17 protein-coding genes and 1 tRNA gene are annotated in these 17,085 nt (G+C 50.3%); 5 read left to right on the forward strand and 13 right to left on the reverse strand.

Going from position 1 to position 17,085, the window contains the following annotated elements; genetic code table 11:
• Positions 1–5: 5 nt before the first annotated feature.
• Genes rbsB through rbsD form a run of 4 tightly spaced genes read right to left on the reverse strand, consistent with a single transcriptional unit; the run spans position 6 to position 3,868 of the window.
• Complete coding sequence (rbsB, locus tag R0134_RS04655) at positions 6–887, reverse strand: ribose ABC transporter substrate-binding protein RbsB (protein ID WP_319783675.1); 882 nt, start codon at positions 885–887, stop codon at positions 6–8.
• Positions 888–931: 44 nt separating this feature from the next.
• Positions 932–1,894, reverse strand: coding sequence for a ribose ABC transporter permease (rbsC, locus tag R0134_RS04660; protein ID WP_413641426.1), 963 nt, complete (start codon positions 1,892–1,894; stop codon positions 932–934).
• Positions 1,891–3,441 carry a ribose ABC transporter ATP-binding protein RbsA gene (rbsA, locus tag R0134_RS04665; RefSeq protein WP_319783676.1) on the reverse strand — a complete coding sequence of 517 codons (1,551 nt, stop codon included), beginning with the start codon at positions 3,439–3,441 and terminating at the stop codon, positions 1,891–1,893. Before rbsA ends, rbsC begins: the two co-directional genes overlap by 4 nt.
• Positions 3,442–3,448: 7 nt before the next feature.
• The gene (rbsD, locus tag R0134_RS04670; RefSeq protein ID WP_319783677.1) at positions 3,449–3,868 is read right to left on the reverse strand and encodes a D-ribose pyranase; all 420 of its coding nucleotides are present in this window, start codon (positions 3,866–3,868) and stop codon (positions 3,449–3,451) included.
• A gap of 318 nt (positions 3,869–4,186) precedes the next feature.
• Between rbsD and miaE the strand changes: the two genes are divergently transcribed.
• Positions 4,187–4,984, forward strand: a complete 798-nt coding sequence (gene miaE, locus R0134_RS04675; protein WP_319783678.1) for a tRNA isopentenyl-2-thiomethyl-A-37 hydroxylase MiaE — start codon at positions 4,187–4,189, stop codon at positions 4,982–4,984.
• Between the two features lie 164 nt (positions 4,985–5,148).
• Here the strand turns inward: miaE and R0134_RS04680 are convergent, their stop codons facing one another.
• From R0134_RS04680 to pspF, 6 genes are read right to left on the reverse strand one after another with little or no spacing between them, the layout of a single operon-like run.
• Positions 5,149–5,979, reverse strand: coding sequence for an ATP-binding cassette domain-containing protein (locus R0134_RS04680; protein WP_319784306.1), 831 nt, complete (start codon positions 5,977–5,979; stop codon positions 5,149–5,151).
• Between the two features lie 56 nt (positions 5,980–6,035).
• A complete protein-coding gene (locus R0134_RS04685; RefSeq protein WP_319783679.1) occupies positions 6,036–7,058 on the reverse strand; it encodes an oligopeptide/dipeptide ABC transporter ATP-binding protein in 1,023 nt (340 codons plus the stop codon).
• Entirely contained in the window at positions 7,058–7,951 is an 894-nt protein-coding gene (locus R0134_RS04690; RefSeq protein ID WP_319783680.1) for an ABC transporter permease subunit, read from the reverse strand. Before R0134_RS04690 ends, R0134_RS04685 begins: the two co-directional genes overlap by 1 nt.
• Entirely contained in the window at positions 7,935–8,897 is a 963-nt protein-coding gene (locus R0134_RS04695) for an ABC transporter permease (protein ID WP_319783681.1), read from the reverse strand. Before R0134_RS04695 ends, R0134_RS04690 begins: the two co-directional genes overlap by 17 nt.
• A 2-nt stretch (positions 8,898–8,899) precedes the next feature.
• Positions 8,900–10,630 carry an ABC transporter substrate-binding protein gene (locus R0134_RS04700; RefSeq protein WP_319783682.1) on the reverse strand — a complete coding sequence of 577 codons (1,731 nt, stop codon included), beginning with the start codon at positions 10,628–10,630 and terminating at the stop codon, positions 8,900–8,902.
• Positions 10,631–10,650: 20 nt separating this feature from the next.
• A complete protein-coding gene (pspF, locus tag R0134_RS04705; RefSeq protein WP_319783683.1) occupies positions 10,651–11,658 on the reverse strand; it encodes a phage shock protein operon transcriptional activator in 1,008 nt (335 codons plus the stop codon).
• Between the two features lie 244 nt (positions 11,659–11,902).
• Here pspF and pspA point away from each other — a divergent pair, with 244 nt between their 5' ends.
• The 4 genes from pspA (at position 11,903) to R0134_RS04725 (ending at position 14,100) form a co-directional block, all read left to right on the forward strand.
• Entirely contained in the window at positions 11,903–12,601 is a 699-nt protein-coding gene (gene pspA, locus R0134_RS04710) for a phage shock protein PspA (protein WP_319783684.1), read from the forward strand.
• The gene (pspB, locus tag R0134_RS04715; RefSeq protein ID WP_087034714.1) at positions 12,601–12,834 is read left to right on the forward strand and encodes an envelope stress response membrane protein PspB; all 234 of its coding nucleotides are present in this window, start codon (positions 12,601–12,603) and stop codon (positions 12,832–12,834) included. Before pspA ends, pspB begins: the two co-directional genes overlap by 1 nt.
• Positions 12,819–13,205 carry an envelope stress response membrane protein PspC gene (gene pspC / locus R0134_RS04720; RefSeq protein ID WP_319783685.1) on the forward strand — a complete coding sequence of 129 codons (387 nt, stop codon included), beginning with the start codon at positions 12,819–12,821 and terminating at the stop codon, positions 13,203–13,205. The genes pspB and pspC overlap by 16 nt, the downstream gene beginning before the upstream one ends.
• A 217-nt stretch (positions 13,206–13,422) precedes the next feature.
• Positions 13,423–14,100: a tellurite resistance TerB family protein gene (locus R0134_RS04725; RefSeq protein WP_319783686.1), complete on the forward strand. Its 678-nt coding sequence runs from the start codon at positions 13,423–13,425 to the stop codon at positions 14,098–14,100.
• Positions 14,101–14,152: 52 nt separating this feature from the next.
• On the opposite strand, the gene R0134_RS04730 is transcribed toward R0134_RS04725, so the two are convergent.
• From R0134_RS04730 to R0134_RS04740, 3 genes are all read right to left on the reverse strand, one after another.
• Positions 14,153–14,228 (reverse strand) — tRNA-His (locus R0134_RS04730).
• Positions 14,229–15,150: 922 nt separating this feature from the next.
• On the reverse strand, positions 15,151–15,771 hold the full coding sequence (locus R0134_RS04735) for a recombinase family protein (protein ID WP_319783687.1): 621 nt from the start codon (positions 15,769–15,771) through the stop codon (positions 15,151–15,153).
• Positions 15,772–16,062: 291 nt separating this feature from the next.
• Positions 16,063–16,986, reverse strand: a complete 924-nt coding sequence (locus tag R0134_RS04740; RefSeq protein WP_319783688.1) for an SH3 domain-containing protein — start codon at positions 16,984–16,986, stop codon at positions 16,063–16,065.
• Positions 16,987–17,085: the final 99 nt, after the last annotated feature.

Here is a 17,085-nt window from a genome sequence, read left to right on the forward strand (position 1 = left end):
AGGCCTTACTTGCTGATCACTTGCAGTGGCACGGGAATATGCTGTTCGACAGTTTCGCCTTTGAGGATCCGGTCGGCGGTTGCTACTGCGATGGCACCAATTTGGTTGGGCTGCTGGGCAATGGTGGCCGACAAGCGTCCGCCCTGTACTGCCTTGATGCCGTCTTCGGTGCCGTCAAAGCCAACAATCAGCACGTCTTTTCTATTGGCAGCCTGCAGGGCACGTAAGGCACCCAGTGCCATTTCGTCGTTTTGGGCAAATACCGCCTGTACGCCCGGGTTACCGGCCAGCAGGTTTTCCATTACATTCAGGCCTTTGGTGCGGTCAAAATCCGCCGGCTGGCTGGCCAGCAGTTCAAAGTTGTGCTTGGCAATTGCCTGTTTAAAGCCTTCGCCGCGCTCGCGGGCCGCACTGGTGCCGGCAATACCTTCGAGCTGGATCACCTTGGCATTGGCACCCACTTGCTCGGCAATAAAATCACCGGCCATCAGACCACCGGCCACGTTGTCGGAGGCAATGTGGGACGTCACATCACCACGGCTGGCGGCACGGTCTAGGGTGAGTACTGGCAGCTTGGCGCGGTTGGCCAGACGAATGGCATTGGCGACGGCATCCGAGTCGGTGGGGTTGATCAGCAATACCTTGGCACCGCGCACGCTTAAGTCTTCGACGTTCGACAGCTCTTTGGAGGGATCATTTTGTGAGTCCAGCACGATCAGGTTGTAACCAAGCTCGGCCGCTTTTTGTTCGGCCCCTTCTTTCATGGAGACAAAGAACGGATTGTTCAGGGTAGAAATAACCAGCGCCAGAGTATCCTTGGCATAAACGCCGCTACTCATAGTGGCACCGAGCAGAGCAACAGAAAGCAGGGTGGTCATTTTTTTCATGATGCGAATTCCTTAATGATAACGGCCTGAAGTCAGCCTGAGTGTTACTTGTGTTTGTTGTCGACCAGCACGGCCAGCAAAATAACGGTCGCCTTGGCAATCATCTGGTAATAAGACGACACGTCCAGCAGGTTAAGAGCATTATTCAAAAAACCGATAATCAAGGCGCCAATCAAGGTTCCCATAATGGCCCCTTTACCACCGGCTAGGCTGGTGCCGCCTAATACCACGGCGGCAATGGCGTCCAGCTCATAGGTAGTGCCCGCGGTGGGTTGGGCCGAAGACAAGCGGCTGGTCACGATAATGGCGGCCAGTGCCGAGAGCATGCCACAAATGGCATACACGCCCATTTTTACCCGGGCTACGTTAATACCCGACAAGCGAGCGGCAGCTTCGTTGCCCCCTACCGCATAAATATAGCGGCCAAACCGGGTATGGTTAAGCAGATACCAGGCACCCAGAAAGGTCATGGCCATTAACCACACCGGCACCGGTATGCCAAACACATAGCCGGTACCAAACCAGGCAAAAATATCACCGGCATCGGTAAAGCCGGTAGAAATGGGCCGGCCTTCGGTATACACCATGGTGACACCGCGCAGCAGCGTCATGGTCACCAGAGTGGCAATAAACGCCTGTACCCGGCCTTTGGCCACTATCAGGCCACTGAAACCGCCTAGGGCAAAACCCGCCAGCAATACCACCGGCAGGGTGATGAAAATAGACAGCTCCATCGACACCATGCTGGCGGCAAAGGCGCCGCACAGGGCCAATACCGACCCCACACTCAAGTCGATGCCGGCGGTCAGGATCACCAGGGTCATGCCCACGGCAATAATGGCGTTAACCGAGGTCTGGCGCAAAATATTGAGCAGGTTGTCCACGGTAAAAAAGTTAGGGTTCAGGGCCGACACCACGGCAATCAGCACCAGCAGGGCAATCAGCGATTTTTGGGCAATCAGCCACTCTTTGCTGAACCAGTGGCGGTTATTGGTGGTAGTCATCATGCTTGTTCCTTTTGGTGGGTTTTACCGACGGCCGCGGCCAGCAGTTGTTCTTGGGTTGCGGTGACGGCGTTAAATTCACCATTAATACGCCCTTCGTGCATCACCATAATTCGATCACTCATGCCCAATACTTCTGGCATATCGGATGACACTAAAATAATGGCCATGCCTTCTTCTTTAAAACGGTTGATCAGCTGATAAATTTCTTTTTTAGCGCCCACATCCACACCGCGGGTGGGTTCGTCCAAGATCAGTACCTTGGGTCGGGTCATCAGCCCCTTGGCAATGGCCACTTTTTGCTGGTTGCCACCGGACAAGTTACCGATCAGCTGCTCGCGACCGGGCGTACGGATCTTGAACAGGTTAATAAAGTCGTCCACCGCACTGCGTTCGGCATCGTGATCCAGCTGGGGGCCTCGGCTGTACTCGGCCAACGCCGACAGGCTCATGTTAATTTTGACCGATAACCCCAAGATCAAGCCATCGCCTTTACGGTCTTCCGAAATATAGGCAATACCGGCAGCCAGGCCTTGTTGGGGATGATTGGCGGCATAAGGTTTGCCCGACAACCACACTTGGCCTTGGGTACGACGCTCAGCGCCATAGAGTGCTTTAACTAGCTCGGTACGCCCCGCGCCCATCAGGCCGGAAAATCCGAGTATCTCACCCTGATGCAAACTAAAGCTCACATCACTAATGCCCGGCGCACTTAAATTCTCGACCTTAAGTACTTCCGGACCCTGAGGCACTGTAATTCTCGGATATTGCTCGTCTAATTTGCGCCCGACCATCAGTTCAATAAGCCGTTCTTCATCAATATCGCTCACCGCGGCTTCGGCAATCCATTTGCCATCGCGTAATACGGTCACGCGGTCGCAAATATCGAAAATTTCCTGCAATCGGTGAGAGATATACACAATAGCGCAACCGTCGGCCCGCAGCTCTTCAATCACGCGGAACAAGGCTTTGGTTTCGGTGTCGGTCAGGGCATCGGTCGGTTCATCCATCACGATAACATCGGCCTTGAACGACAACGCCTTGGCAATTTCCACCATTTGCTGGGCACCAATGCTCAAATCGCCCAACCGGGTGCTGGGAGACTGGCGAATCTGCAAACGGTCGAGCAATACCTGAGCATCGGCATACAGCCGAGTCCAGTTGATTTTGCCAAACGCATTCACCGGCTCTCGGCCGAGAAAAATATTTTCGGCTATGGTCAGCTCATCCAGCAGGTTCAGCTCTTGATGAATAATGCCAATGCCTTCCTGTTGCGAGTCACGGGGGCCTTTAAAACGACAAGGCTGGCCACGATAGACAATGCTGCCCGCGTCCGGCTGATAAATACCGGTGAGCACCTTCATCATGGTGGACTTGCCGGCGCCATTTTCGCCCATCAAGGCCATCACCTGGCCGGGATAAACATTCAGCCCAGCCTGATCAAGGGCTTTTACGCCCGGAAACGCCTTGTCGATGCCAGTTAACGATAATATGGGAGTATTGTCGTGGGGCACAGTTTGAGACAGTGCTGATATTATTTTGTTGGCCATAACCACCTCAAAAAGGCACGCCGCAGCGCAATATCAGGTTGGCGTAAGGCGTACATTCACCGGTGCGCACTACGGCCTTGGCCCGAGTGGTATCTTGTTTGAACTGCTCATGGCTAATGTAGCTCACTGCTATCTCTTTGCCCTGAGCAATGGCTGCCTCGGCAATGCGAGCCAGCAGCTGCTGATGCAGCTTGGGGCTGACGGTGATGATTTCTTGTGCCAATACCACAGATTCCAGCTGTAACTCGGTTAACAGCGCCGCCAACACGGCCTCTACGCTGGGTAAACCTGGGCTCACGGCCAAGTCGATACACTCAGGGCCGGCGGGAATGGGCAATCCTGCATCGGCCAGTACGATTTGGTCAGTATGGCCGACGCTGGCCACTAACGCTGATAAATGCCGATTCAGTAAGCTGGTTTTTTTCACAAAATTTGCCTTTTTGGGCCCGCTCACCGTTTTGAGTATGCTCAAAGCTAGCGAGCGAAACGGTTGCGCAATCGATTCGATGGCGGATTGTAGACAAAAAAACCATTTTTTGTATATTTGTAATGATAAAAATGAGAGCTGGATCAAAAAAGCCAGACGAACAGTTGGTATATGTAAAAAAATGAGCATAAGCCAAAGCTAGCAGCACAGAGTCAGGGTTAGAGTAAAGGGAAGATGAACAGCAAGAGAAGCCAGCGCGACTTAATGTTAAAATAGCGCATTATATTTATTCTGCCATTTGGCTCAGTACAGGTACTTATGTTGTACATCCCTTCCCTAGACTCTGAATTTGCTGCCTTGCTGGCGCCGATACACGCTTTTTTACGCTGCGAAACGCCAGATGCTTGGCTCGAACAAGCAAAGCTGCCCGAAAACTTAAGCCTCATTTTACGGGACCATTTACTCTGTGAGTTAAAAGCCGCTCAAAGTGCCATGTTTTTACTAAAGCGTTATGCGTTAACAGAGCAGGGCGTTAAAGACATTTCAAAGATGATTGAACCTTATGAACAGTTCGCTTATACCCGAGTAGGGAGTTTAGAAAGCCTCAAAGGTATGAATGTCTTATCTAAGACCATTGAGGCTCGTCCTGACTGTGCTTATGGGCAAGATATGATTGATAAAATGGTGCTGTTGATCAGAGAAGAGTTACACCACTTTTACCAAGTGTTAGAAATTATTGAAGAAAACCAAATCAAGTATGATCCCATACCTGCTTCACGCTATGCCAAGATGATGCTAAAAAAAGTCCGTACCTTTGAGCCAGAAGCGCTGGTAGATAAGCTGATTGTTTGTGCCTTTATTGAAGCGCGTTCTTGTGAACGGTTCGCCAAGCTTGCCCCACATCTCCCGCCTAAAATCGGCAAATTCTATGTGTCACTACTGCGTTCCGAAGCTCGTCATTATCAAGATTATTTGGCGTTGGCTGAACAGATAACTGGCGAAGATATATCCGATAGAGTGGCGCTTTTTCGAGAAGTTGAAGCAGAGCTTATCCAAGCACCGGATGCGGATTTTAAGTTTCACAGCGGTTGCCCTAGGCCCTTCGGGCAGCAATAAAGGGGGCGGAGTCATTTTAACTTAATGACTCCGACGGAACCCTGACGCTCGCCAGAGTGACGGCTTAAAACATAGCAGTACGCTTTAAGCCGTACGCGGTACGTCAAAGAAGAAGGGTATTTGTCTTTAACGTATGGCGTACAGCGTAAGACGTATAGCTGGTTTCACTTCTCTTTTGGCCGCCAGCGATATTCATTGTGGTAATTTTGTAACAGACGTAAGCCTTGCTCGCTTTGCGGATTGCTCAATACCTTTTTCGTGGGGCCTGCTTCTACTACGTGGCCGTCATGCAATAAAATCAGGTGGTCGCTGATGTGGCGTACCACGCCTAAGTCGTTGGCGACCAGTACGTAAGATAAGCCTAAGCGTGTTTGCAAGCTGAGTAACAAATTGATGATTTGTGAGCGTACCGAGATATCCAAATTAGAAATGGCTTCATCGGCCACGATAATATTGGGCGATAAAATCAGCGCGCGCGCCAAGGCGACCCGCTGTTTTTGGCCAGTGGAGATCATTTGCGGGTAAAAATGATAATGATCCGGCAATAAACCCACCATACGTAAAGTGTCTAATACCAACTCATGACGTTGCGCCGCATCTAAATTGGTATTGAGGCTAAGCGGCATCTCCAGGATCTTACCGATATTACTGCGTGGGTTAAGCGAGGTATTGGGGTCTTGAAATATCATGCGCAGTAGCTGGCAGCGCTTTTTATCATCACCGGGTTCAATCTTCTCACCATCAATATAAATATTGCCTTGGGTGGGCGGCATCACGCCCGCCAGCACCTTGGCCAGCGTACTTTTACCTGAGCCGGAATCTCCCATAATGGCCAAGGTTTGGCCGCGGTCTAAGGTAAACGACAAGGGATGAAAGGCGGTTTTTCTGACTTTGCGAAAAAAACGACTATGAGTGACAAAACTACGGCTAAGGTTATCCACCTTAAGTAAGGGCACTTGGCTGCCGGTGGTGGGTTTGGGCTGCACTTGATCCATCCAGTTTTGGCTGATGGGCGCGCGTTCCAGCGGGCTTAGACGATCGACATTTTGGCTCATTTAGACTTAGGCTCCGGCATATTTAGCGGAAAGTGGCAGTAATAACTTTGCCCTTTGTACTTAGCCAAGGGCGGCGTTTGCACGCATTTTTTTTGCGCGTTGGGGCAACGAGGGCCCAGTCGACAACCAATGGGTAAGCTTTGCAGCGGCGGTATGGCACCCGGCAAGGTATTTAACCGAGACTTATGGGGCAAACTGCCGTCTAAATCCGGCATCATATGTAATAAAGCGGCCGTGTAAGGGTGGTGGGGCTGGGTGAGTATTTGCTCACGACTGCCAGACTCCACCGCTTGGCCGCAATACATAACGGTAATGTTGTTGGTTAACTGAGCAAAGGTGGTGAGATCGTTACTGATCAATAAAATCGTGGTGCCCGACAGCTTATTCACTCGCTCTAACAACCGTAAAATCTGCGCCTGATTGGATGCCTCTAGGGCGTTAGTCGGTTCATCTGCCACTAATAATTTGGGTTGATTGGCGATGGCCATGGCAATCATGACTTTTTGGCATTCCCCTTCTGAAAGCTCAAAAGGATAGGCGTTGATCACCGCTCTTGAGTCGCGAATGCCCACTCGGTGCAGCAGTGACAAGGCCTCTTTATGGCGCCAATTCCAATGTTTCCAGTGCCAGCGCTGCCACCAAAGACGGCCTTTCCCCGCTTTGCGGGCGGGCATGGCTTCTTTTAGCTGAGCGCCCACTTTTTCTGACGGATCTAAACAACTGGATGGCTCTTGAAACACCATGGCGATATCGCGGCCCATGATGCGTCGGCGCTCGGCCGGCGACAGGCTTAATAAGTCGATATTATCAAAGTGCATGCGGTCGGCTGTAACATGCCAAGTATCTTTGGCGATACCGACTATGGTTTCTGCCACCAAGCTTTTACCCGAGCCTGACTCACCGACCAGCCCACGTATTTCTCCCTCGGTCAGCGTTAAATTAAATTTATCCACCGCCTTTACCCAGCCTTGAGGGGTTTCAATTTCGATGGTGAGATTTCGAATATCAAGCAGCGGCATCAGTCCATTACCTCATTTATTGCCTGGCGTAGGCCTTCACCGACCATATTGACCACTAATACCGACAGTAAAATAGCTAGGCCCGGTAAGGCGACCGTCCAAGGGGCCAAGTAAACCAGCTCCATGGCATCGGCGAGCATGGTGCCCCATTCGGGTTTAGGCGGTTGTGCGCCCAAGCCTAAAAAGCCGACGGCGGTAATGTCTAAAATCGCCACCGATAAGCCGCGTGTGGTCTGGCTAACAATGGTGTCGCTTAAGTTGGGTAGCACCCCATAGCGCAACATGTGCCAGCGGGTGCCGCCATCTAAGCGCAGCGCGGTCAGGTATTCTTTTTGCATCTCTTGAGACACGGAATTATAGATAGCGCGGGTAAATTGTGGCGTGAGCGCCAGCGTAATGGCGATCAACGTATTCAGCAGGCTAGGGCCTAAAATGGCGACAAAGATAATCGCCAGTAATAAAGAGGGAATCGATAATAAGGTGTCGAGTAAATGGTTGAGAATGCTGGCTTGATAGCCTTTGCTCATGCCGGCCACTATGCCCATGCCGCCGCCCACCAAGAGTGCCACCAACACGGCCAACACACCATTACCAAAGGTGAGGCGCGTGCCAAAAATCAGCCTAGATACCAGATCCCGACCTAAATCATCGGTGCCCAAAAAAAAGTCGATATTGCCATCGGCGGCCCAAGAGGGAGGCATCAATAACGCATCGTTAAATTGCGCCGTGGCCGCATACGGGGCCAGCCAAGGGGCAAGCAGGGTCAGTAAAGACAAGAGCCCTAAGCCCCATAAGCCAATCATGGCCAGCATATTTCTTCTAAATACACCCCAGGTTTGTTCCAGCGGCGAGCGCACATGCACTTCCGGATAAATATTACCTTTGGCTGGCATAGATAGCCCTCCTTCTGGCGGGGTAAATCAAGGTGGAGAGCACTTCAACGGCGGCGCTGGCGACTATGGTAAAAGTCGCGATAGCCAAGGTGCCGGCCTTGATCGCCGCATAATCTTGCAAGGCGATACTGGTTATTAACCAGCGGCCTAAGCCTGGCCAGTCAAAGACAATTTCCGTCATGATAGCCGAGGTCAGCACGGTACCAAACTGCAGCCCAAGCGTGGGAATGGCCATGGGGAAGGCATTGCGCAGGCCGTGGCGCAAAATCACGTGATTTTCGCTTACGCCTTTAGTTAGCGCGGCACGAATGTAATTTTGCTTAAGCACCTCGAGCAAGGCGCTGCGAATTTGGCGGATCACTTCTGTGGTCGGCACTATTGCCAGCACTAAAGCGGGTAACACCAAGTGGCGCAGCGCATCAAAAAAGGCCGGCCAACGATAAGGTGTGTCCGCTAATAAGGTATCTATGGTCATAATGCCGGTCACTTGTTCAATTTCATACAATAAGCTCAGCTGCCCAGATACCGGCAGCCAGCCTAAGTTCAGTGAGAAAAACATCACCAGCAATAAGCCTAACCAAAACACCGGCACCGAATAACCGATTAAGGTGCCGGTTAAAATCGAGGTGTCTTGCCAACGATTTAAGTGCAGCGCCGCCCAAGTACCGGCCGGCACCCCCACCAGTAAAGAGATAATAAACGCGGCCAAGCATAACTCTAAGGTGGCAGGGAAATACTGCCCCAAGGTGCCCAGTACCGGCAAACCAGACACGCTTGATACGCCAAAGTCACCCGTCAGTAGCTGTTGCAGGAATAGGCTATAGCCTTCTATAAAGCTCTGGGTAGGCTGGCTTAATAACTGAAATTCCAGACTAAAAGCGATCAACGTCAGCATCAAGAGGGTACTGATCAGCAGGCCGAGCCGACGCAACAAATAAAGCAGCATGCTTACTCCTTTTCTGCCAGCTGAAAGTTAATGCCGCCATAAGGCAATAACTGCAGCCCAGCGATAGAATACCGATAAGCCAAGTGGCGCCGACTGTGTACTAAGGGGATCAGTGCTACGTCTAGCTCCGCCAAATATTGTGCCGCTTGATAATAGGCGTGGCGGCGCAGCTGATCAGGCTCGGTTAAGGCGAGATTTAATTCCACTTCAAAAGCGGGATTACACCAGCGGCTGGCATTGGTGCCCGCGCCAATGGCCCGACAGCTTAGCAAGTTGCGCAATATATTGTCTGGGCTGGGAATGTCGGCGGACCAGCCGGTGAGCACCGCATCTTGCTGGCCGGCTAACAGAGAGTTGCGCAACACTTGCTCATCCAAGGCGCGCAAGGTGAGTTTAATGCCCAGCGGCGCTAATTGTTGTTGCAACAGTTGGCCGGTTTTCAGGCCATCTGGATTGTAAGCCCGTGCGCCGGCGGGCATTAACAGCGTCATCTTAAAGCCCCCACTTAAGCCTGCTTGCGCCAATAGGTTTTTTGCCTCGGTCAGTTGTTGCTCACGCTCTGAGTCTGTGAAGGGCGCGGGCTGAGCACGGCCAGCGCCGCTTTTCGTCGGCATTAGGGGTGAGCTTGTCGCTGGGCTTATAGTTGGATTTATAGCTGGGTTGATGTCCGAGCTAATAAATGAGCTAGGGTGCGCCAATATCGCCTGTTGCCAGAAGGTGGCGGGTAATAATGACTCCGCCAAGCTGGCCCGGCCAAAGTACACCGCTTGCAAGATGTCGTTTTTATTTAACGCCAAGCGGATGGCGTTGCGTACTCTGTGATCATTAAAAGGCGGCTTTTGAGTATTAAGCGCCAATACCGCCACATTGCTGCCAGCAGCGGCACTGAGCGCTATGTCGGGATGCTTTTGTATGACCTCAAGCTGGCTGGCGGCGGGGTTGGCCATGGCATCACATTCACCGGATAACATCTTGGCTAATCGCTTAGAAGACTTAGGCGTGATATCAAGCACCAAGTGCTGCAAACCATCCCCAGTTTGCCAGTAATTAGGGTGGCGGTGATAGCGAATAAACTCATCGGGTCGATAAAGATTTAATAAGAAAGGCCCAGTGCCTACCGGCTGTTGATCCAGTAATTGTGGCGTGCCTGCGGCCAGTAATTGCGCGCCGTACTCGGCGGATAAAATCACCGCATAATCACTGGCTAAATAATGTAAAAAATCTGCATTGGCATGATTAAGAACAAACTCTACTTCGTGCTCATTGACGATGTGCACTTGCTTGACCAGCTGCGCCCAGCTAATGGCGCTAAAAAAGGGATAACGGCCGCCACTCACCAGATGATAAGGGTGCTGCTTATCGGCTAAGCGCGTAAAGCTAAACACCACATCTTGGGCATTAAAGGGCCGGCTGGGGCTAAACCAAGGGGTGTGATGAAAGGCGACGTCGGGCTGTAAACGAAAACGGTAGCGCAAGCCATCGTCACTGCGCTGCCAATCGGTGGCTAATGCGGGTCTGGGTTGTTGGCTGAGTGGGTCTAAGGTCAGCAGTCGGTCATAGAGCTGGTGGGCGGTGGCATCTAAGGTTTCGGTAGAAATAACCAATTGCGGATTAAAGCTTGAGGGGCTGCTTGGCGTGCAATACAAGAGACTGTTTTGCGCCAATTGTGGATCCTTTTCATTGCACCCGGCTATTAGCAAGGCGGGCAGCAGTGCCCAGAGCCATAAACGCATGCGTAATCCTTGTTTGGTTGCTACTCGCTGTGAGGAAGCTTACCGGCGTGTTTGCGCAGCAAACCCCGTAACTGATGATAACTTAAACCCAATAATTGCGCGGCTTGGCGTTGATGGTACTGGCTTTGGCGTAAGGCCGCGCTCAGCCAGTCTACCTCTTGTTGCGCCAAGTGGGCTTTTAAGTCCAGTGGTAACACTAAGCTGGGGCTATTTTTAGACTCGGCGTTAGTGCTGCTTGTCGCCGCGCCATCACTCGGTCGCCAAGGAGAAGCAAACGGATCCAGATACAAGGCGTCCAGCTCAACCTCTGCTTGTGCGTGGCGGTACAAACTGCGCTCAATCACGTTTTTTAGCTCTCGCACATTGCCAGGCCAAGTAAAGTCCAGCAGTTGTTGGCGCACGCTTGCGCTAAAGCCGGCAAACAGCGGCCAACCCAGTTCCATGCAAAAATTAACGGCAAAATGCTCAGCCAAATGAATGATATCTTGGCCCCGAGCGCGCAAGGGCGGCAATGTAATCACATCGAAGGCCAATCTATCAAGCAAATCGGCTCTAAAGTCACCTTTTTCTGCCAAGGCGGGCAGGTCTTGATTGCTGGCGCACACCAAACGCACGTCTACGCGCACCGCTTGGCTGCCGCCCACGCGCTCAAACTCACCGTATTCAATCACCCGTAGCAGCTTTTCTTGCACGCGCGGGCTGGTGCTGGCCAGCTCATCTAAAAACAGCGTGCCACCATTGGCACGTTCAAAACGGCCTAAATGGCGCTTTTGCGCGCCGGTAAAGGCGCCCACTTCATGGCCAAACAGCTCGCTCTCGAGCAGGGTCTCGGCCAAGGTCGCGCAGTTGAGTGACACAAAAGCCTGCTGCCAGCGCGCCGATAAATAATGCAGCCGATGCGCGATCAGCTCTTTGCCAGTGCCACGTTCACCCACCACTAGCACCGGCTTAGTTAACTGCGCGAGGGAGTAAGTTTGCTCTAACACCCCGAGCAGGGCATTAGATTGGCCAATTAATTCGGTATTCATAGGCACTCGCACTGGCGAATTTGTATAAATACTAGTTAATTACGCCATTTTCGTAAATGGCTTCGAATAGTAAGAATAAAATAACTATTCATATCAATACGTTATATTTTCTTCATTGTTGGCATGTAACTTGTATTAATTATTCTGGTATTAGTGATACATGAGTAAAGAAAGCAGAGGTTTTGCTTAAAATTTGGTAACCCAAGCCCAGATAAGGGCATTACCCGTAGTGAGGAGCAACAGCATGAGTATTTTTTCCCGATTGGCCGATATTGTTAACGCTAATCTGAATTCCATTCTCGATAAGGCAGAAGATCCGGCAAAAATGGTGCGCTTGATCATTCAAGAGATGGAAGATGAGCTGGTGCGCGAGCGCTCTAACTTAGCGCGCTTTTTAGCAGAGAAGAAAGATCTATTTCGCCAAGTGGAGCGTCATCAGGAGCGAGTGCTGGAATGGCAAACTAAGGCTGAGTTAGCGTTAAGTCGCGATCGTGAAGATTTAGCGCGCGCCGCTTTGCTAGAGAAAAGTAAACAACAAGACTTGCTCAATGCCCTGCAGCGCGAGCAGCAGGTTATCGCCGAGAGCATCGATAAGTTGGCTGAAGCCATCAGTGCCCTTGAAGCAAAGTTGGTGGATGCCCGCTCTCGCCAGCAAGCCATGCAATTGCGCGAGCGCAGTGCCCAAAGTCGTATCAAGGTACAAGATCGCGTGCGCCACAGTGAAAATGCCTCGGCGGTGGATAAGTTTGACCGCATGGAGCGAAAAATCGACGAGTTAGAAGCCAAAGCCGATATTTACAGTCAAGCGAAAGGTTTAGAGCAGTCCTTTGCCGAGCTTGAAGTGGATGATGCGATTAGCCGCGAGCTGGAAAAATTAAAAGCCAAAATGAAGCCCACTCCAGCGGGTGCTGCGCCCCAAGCCAATCTGAATAAGGAGCAGTAATGTCTGAACTTGCCTGGGCCTTAGTGGGCCCGTTAAAAATATTTTTACTGTTGGTGGTGCCCATTTGGTTAGTGCTGCATTATCGCGCTAAACGTCGACTGGACGACGGCCTAGGTGACAGTGCTCGCTTGCGCTTAGAGCAAACCCTCAGCCAAACGGAGCAACTCACTGAGCGGGTTGCTACCTTAGAGCGATTATTAGATCAGGAGGTCCCCGGATGGCGTCAACCTTAGTCAATTTTTACCGTGATAAAGCTAACGGCAAGCTGGGCGGCGTCTGTGCTGGCATAGCCCGCAAAGTCGGCGTTGAACCTTGGCTGGTGCGAGTGTTAGCTGTGACCTGCTTAATATTCACCAGCTTTTTGACGCTGATATTCTACATTGCCGCTTGGTTATTACTGGACGATAAACCCACGGTGGCCGAAGCTGAGTCTAGCCACATCAAAACTGCCGGCTGGCAGTCGGGCTTGTCACCGAATGAAGGACTGACTCGCTTAGAAGAGCGATTAAAAAACATCAACACTCGGGTGGCAACCATGGAGCGCTTACTGACCTCAGAAGAGTTTAGGGTGCGCCGAGAGTTTAACGAGCTGGATAAGCATTAATGGATAAACGCGATTCATGGTTTAGGCTAGATTAACGGGTATTAGCGCAGGGGTGAGCGTGTTTAGGTTTACACACCCTTGTTTAGGTTTACACACTATTAAGGTATGCCGACTTTTGTCGTGACAAGAGCTGAGCAAAGCTGCGAGTCGGCATGGGCCGTGCTTTAATCGATACAGCGCACTTATGATGACTCAAACCCAATATAAGGATAAGCCAATGAAAATCGATAAGTTAGTCAGCCAATTTTTAGGCAAGGGCCAAAGCTTAGGTAACGTTAGTGAGCTGGTAAAAGGTGCCGGTTTTGGCAAAGGTGCGGCGACGGGCGGTATTTTGGGATTATTAATGGGCAGCAAGGGCGGCCGTAGTATGGCCGGTGGCTCGTTGAAATACGCAGGCTTGGCCGCCGCCGGTGCCATGGCGTGGAAGGCCTACCAGAGCTGGCAGCAAAATCAGAGCCCAGCTCAGGCTCAGCCTGCCACGGCCGCAGACTTACAAGCGCGAGATGCGCACTTTGCAGCGGATCCAGCGGGAGCAAACGACGAATCGTTTCAGCTGGCATTAATGCGCGCCATGATAGCGGCCGCCAAGGCAGACGGGCACATAGATGCGGCTGAGCAGGCGCATATTTTTGCACAAGTGGAAGAGATGGTGTTATCTGCGCCAGAGAAAGCCTTGGTGTTTGATATGCTGTCAGCCAACTCGTCGCTGGCTGATATTGCAGCCTCAGCAAAGGGCACAGAGCAAGCAGCAGAGTTGTATCTGGCATCACGATTGGTGATAGATCCGGATCAAGCAGTAGAGCGGGCATATCTAGAGGCATTGGCGCACAAGTTAAATTTACCCACAGAGTTAGTGGCGCATCTTGAGCAACAGGCATTACAAGGAGTGGAGTAGTAGCAGTAAAGCAAGGGGAGAAAAAGATTAGAACAAAGAGTAGAACAAAATATGGGGTGACCGACGGGGCTCGAACCCGCGACAACCGGAATCACAATCCGGGACTCTACCAACTGAGCTACGATCACCATTGATGGCGCGCCCTGCAGAAATAACTTGCGAATGACTATTTAGAAAAATGATATCTATCAATCACTTGTAACAAGCACCTCAACAGAGGAACTGCGGATTGTACATAGCTTTGTAGCTACCTGCAACAGGTATCAGCTAGTCTGTGTTCTAGCTAGACATTTTGCTTATTCAAGCTGTATCTCGTAACACTAGGAATAGGGGGAACTTAGTGTGTTTAGCGTAAACCTGAATTTTCCCAAAAATCGGATCACCTTTCTTTGGTGTTCCACGCAATTCAACTCTAAAAATATCGTGTAGTGCTGGCGCTGTGTGTGAATAGATTGGGTGATGAGTGCCGTTAACTTCAATCCGTGCAAGCACAGACGCCTAATGTTGGTAAATAGTAGGCTGCGGCTAGCTCAAGGCTGAGCGTTGTGGGGTACGGTTATATAAAGCGGCACCTAAATGCTAAATATCCATGCATAGTGAATGGTTATTACTAGGGCGTGCGTAAGGGTAGGCATTAGAGCTTTCTAGCGGCTAGTGCAGTATAGCTATTTCTTTAGGGTGGGAAGCTGCGTTATATGGTGCTACTGGCGAATGTAGGGGGGGTGGCTATATTAGCGCTTGTAGGGTGTTTGGGCTGCGTAGCTATTGGTTAGGCGTAAGAGTTGCTTGTAGGGCTGCTGGCGCGCACTTACGGCTGCTTGTGGGTTGTAGCTGCGAGCCAAAGACAAGAAAACCCCAGTTAAGGGGCTTTGTAGGTAATTATTTTCTTACACGGTTGATAGTGGGGTTGTTGCAAGACAATTCTTTCGGATTGGCTACTCATACTATAAACACAAAAGCGAGTTTGCCCTTCTAACCATTCAGATCGGAGAAGCATTGTCGTAGCCATTGCTGGAGCAGAAGCAACCAACAACAGCAGGTAAATTAGTCTCATACCTCTGCTACCTCTTTCATCTTCTTAGATACTGTGGCAATAGTTGCCCGTGAGCATCCAGCGTGTTCCATTATTTTTGTGTAGCTAAAGCCAGCCTCTAGCAGCTCTCTTATCTTAGCGTGAAGCTCTGTGTTAACTGGGCGGCCTTTGAAGCTATCTTTATTGTTCTTAATCCCTTGTGCTTGTCTGCGTCTACGGTCGGCATAATCTTTATTGCTTATGGCTGCCAACATATCCAGCATCATAGAGTTGAGTGCTTCCAGCATACGGCTGGTGAACTCGTCGCCTGATTTAATGAGCTGGTGACTGGTTGGAAGGTCTAGGGCAACGATACGGATACCCTTGCTATCAATGATAGCTCTTAGCTCCTGCCAGTCGTTAGCGTTTAGACGAGATAGGCGGTCTACTTGCTCAACTAATAAAACGTCCCCTCTCTGCGCTATGTCTAATAGGCGGAACAGCTCAGGGCGTTGGAGACTTGCACCTGATTCATTTTCAACAAACCATGCAGCTACTTCTGTCCCTTGTTCTTTTGTGAACTCCATAAGCTCTTGTTTAGCTCGTCCTGCGTCCTGCTCTTTGGTCGAAGCTCTTAGGTAAGCGTAAATACGGCTCATATAATTCCCCTTAGTTGATTGGTCTGTTTTGAGTGGTTTAAATATAGCAGTCTGCTAAGGGTAGTTCAATAATAATTTTTAGGCAGTAGAGGGGAGGTGGTTGCTGGTTTCTTTTGGTTATACTCGAAACATACCACCTAATTTGTGGCATATGGGCTTGTCTGTAACGGGGCAACCCCAATGAAGGGGCTTTGATGAATAGGTTGTTCTAGGTTTAGCGCTGGCGCTAACGGTGAGCGGGGCTGTGTGGGGTTGTACGGCTACCCACTTACACAGGTAGCCGTAATAGTTCTATCTACTCCGTACTTCAATTGTGCCAGCTTCATTTGGGGGGAAGTAGCACTTAGCTGCATAAGGAATTTTAACGCCATAGGCATTAAGAGCATCAAAATCTACGCTGATAACTACGTTGTGAGTAGTTGGAGCCTTATAAGATGAGGTTCTTTTTACTTTGTGGCTTATGGTTCGTTCTTCAATCATATCCCAGCAAGCCATGATTGCATCGCGCTTATCCCATGAGCTTTCCTTTTGTGTACGGGCTGGGGTTTTATTCTTTATTTCAAACTCATCTAAATAAATACGGCTTTCATTTTTACAATCAACCCAGAATTTTAAGTGGTTGATGGTACTTCTGCTATCGCTTAACGCAGACATTAAAACGTAGTCACACTTTCCACTATCCACTGCCATTTCTGCCGCTTTCCGTCTAAAATTATCCATTTCAGACAGGCGTGATCTGTATTTCACACTATAGGTTGGGAAGTTCTCGGCTGTAAAAGGGGGTATGGCTGTGGAGCTTATCTTTCTGGCGTAAGGGTCGTCACCTAAGTCTTGCCCTTTATCTACAAACTGACTGGACACCCAACCCCTGTATGAATGCCCTAAATGCTCAGGATCTGTAACTCTAACCCAAGACCAATCGCCCTTGGTGCATTCTTCATAGACAGTCAAGGTGTCATTTATAGAGACGTAAGCGGTGTTCCTAGTGTTCTCACTTGCCTTTTTATTTACTACTCTTTCAAAGTTAACCCCTGCACCCGTCCTTACATTTATGGAGCTACCCAATATATTATGGCTTTTTCCCGTTATCGTCGTTGTAGCGTCACAAGCTGCAGGCGGGGGTGGTTGAGGCTTTGGCTTCGTATCTGTGTAGTTCTCTTGGAAATGAAAATATGTATAAACTACGACAACTATCAAAGTGATAATTTTCCACATGGTTTTTCTCTATCTTTTTATTTGTGTAAAGCAATAATGTAAGCTTTATATTACACATAAAATATGTTATTTGTTTGTTGCGTAAATTGTTGATGTTGT

The organism is Oceanisphaera sp. IT1-181 (assembly GCF_033807535.1).
Classification (GTDB): domain Bacteria; phylum Pseudomonadota; class Gammaproteobacteria; order Enterobacterales; family Aeromonadaceae; genus Oceanimonas.

Coding starts and splice junctions, on each gene's coding strand:
- rbsB (WP_319783675.1), bottom strand. CDS start 887: ATGAAAAAAATGACCACCCTGCTTTCTGTTGCTCTGCTCGGTGCCACT.
- rbsC (WP_413641426.1), bottom strand. CDS start 1,894: ATGATGACTACCACCAATAACCGCCACTGGTTCAGCAAAGAGTGGCTG.
- rbsA (WP_319783676.1), bottom strand. CDS start 3,441: ATGGCCAACAAAATAATATCAGCACTGTCTCAAACTGTGCCCCACGAC.
- miaE (WP_319783678.1), top strand. CDS start 4,187: ATGTTGTACATCCCTTCCCTAGACTCTGAATTTGCTGCCTTGCTGGCG.
- R0134_RS04680 (WP_319784306.1), bottom strand. CDS start 5,979: ATGGATCAAGTGCAGCCCAAACCCACCACCGGCAGCCAAGTGCCCTTA.
- R0134_RS04685 (WP_319783679.1), bottom strand. CDS start 7,058: ATGCCGCTGCTTGATATTCGAAATCTCACCATCGAAATTGAAACCCCT.
- R0134_RS04690 (WP_319783680.1), bottom strand. CDS start 7,951: ATGCCAGCCAAAGGTAATATTTATCCGGAAGTGCATGTGCGCTCGCCG.
- R0134_RS04695 (WP_319783681.1), bottom strand. CDS start 8,897: ATGCTGCTTTATTTGTTGCGTCGGCTCGGCCTGCTGATCAGTACCCTC.
- R0134_RS04700 (WP_319783682.1), bottom strand. CDS start 10,630: ATGCGTTTATGGCTCTGGGCACTGCTGCCCGCCTTGCTAATAGCCGGG.
- pspF (WP_319783683.1), bottom strand. CDS start 11,658: ATGAATACCGAATTAATTGGCCAATCTAATGCCCTGCTCGGGGTGTTA.
- pspA (WP_319783684.1), top strand. CDS start 11,903: ATGAGTATTTTTTCCCGATTGGCCGATATTGTTAACGCTAATCTGAAT.
- pspB (WP_087034714.1), top strand. CDS start 12,601: ATGTCTGAACTTGCCTGGGCCTTAGTGGGCCCGTTAAAAATATTTTTA.
- pspC (WP_319783685.1), top strand. CDS start 12,819: ATGGCGTCAACCTTAGTCAATTTTTACCGTGATAAAGCTAACGGCAAG.
- R0134_RS04725 (WP_319783686.1), top strand. CDS start 13,423: ATGAAAATCGATAAGTTAGTCAGCCAATTTTTAGGCAAGGGCCAAAGC.
- R0134_RS04735 (WP_319783687.1), bottom strand. CDS start 15,771: ATGAGCCGTATTTACGCTTACCTAAGAGCTTCGACCAAAGAGCAGGAC.
- R0134_RS04740 (WP_319783688.1), bottom strand. CDS start 16,986: ATGTGGAAAATTATCACTTTGATAGTTGTCGTAGTTTATACATATTTT.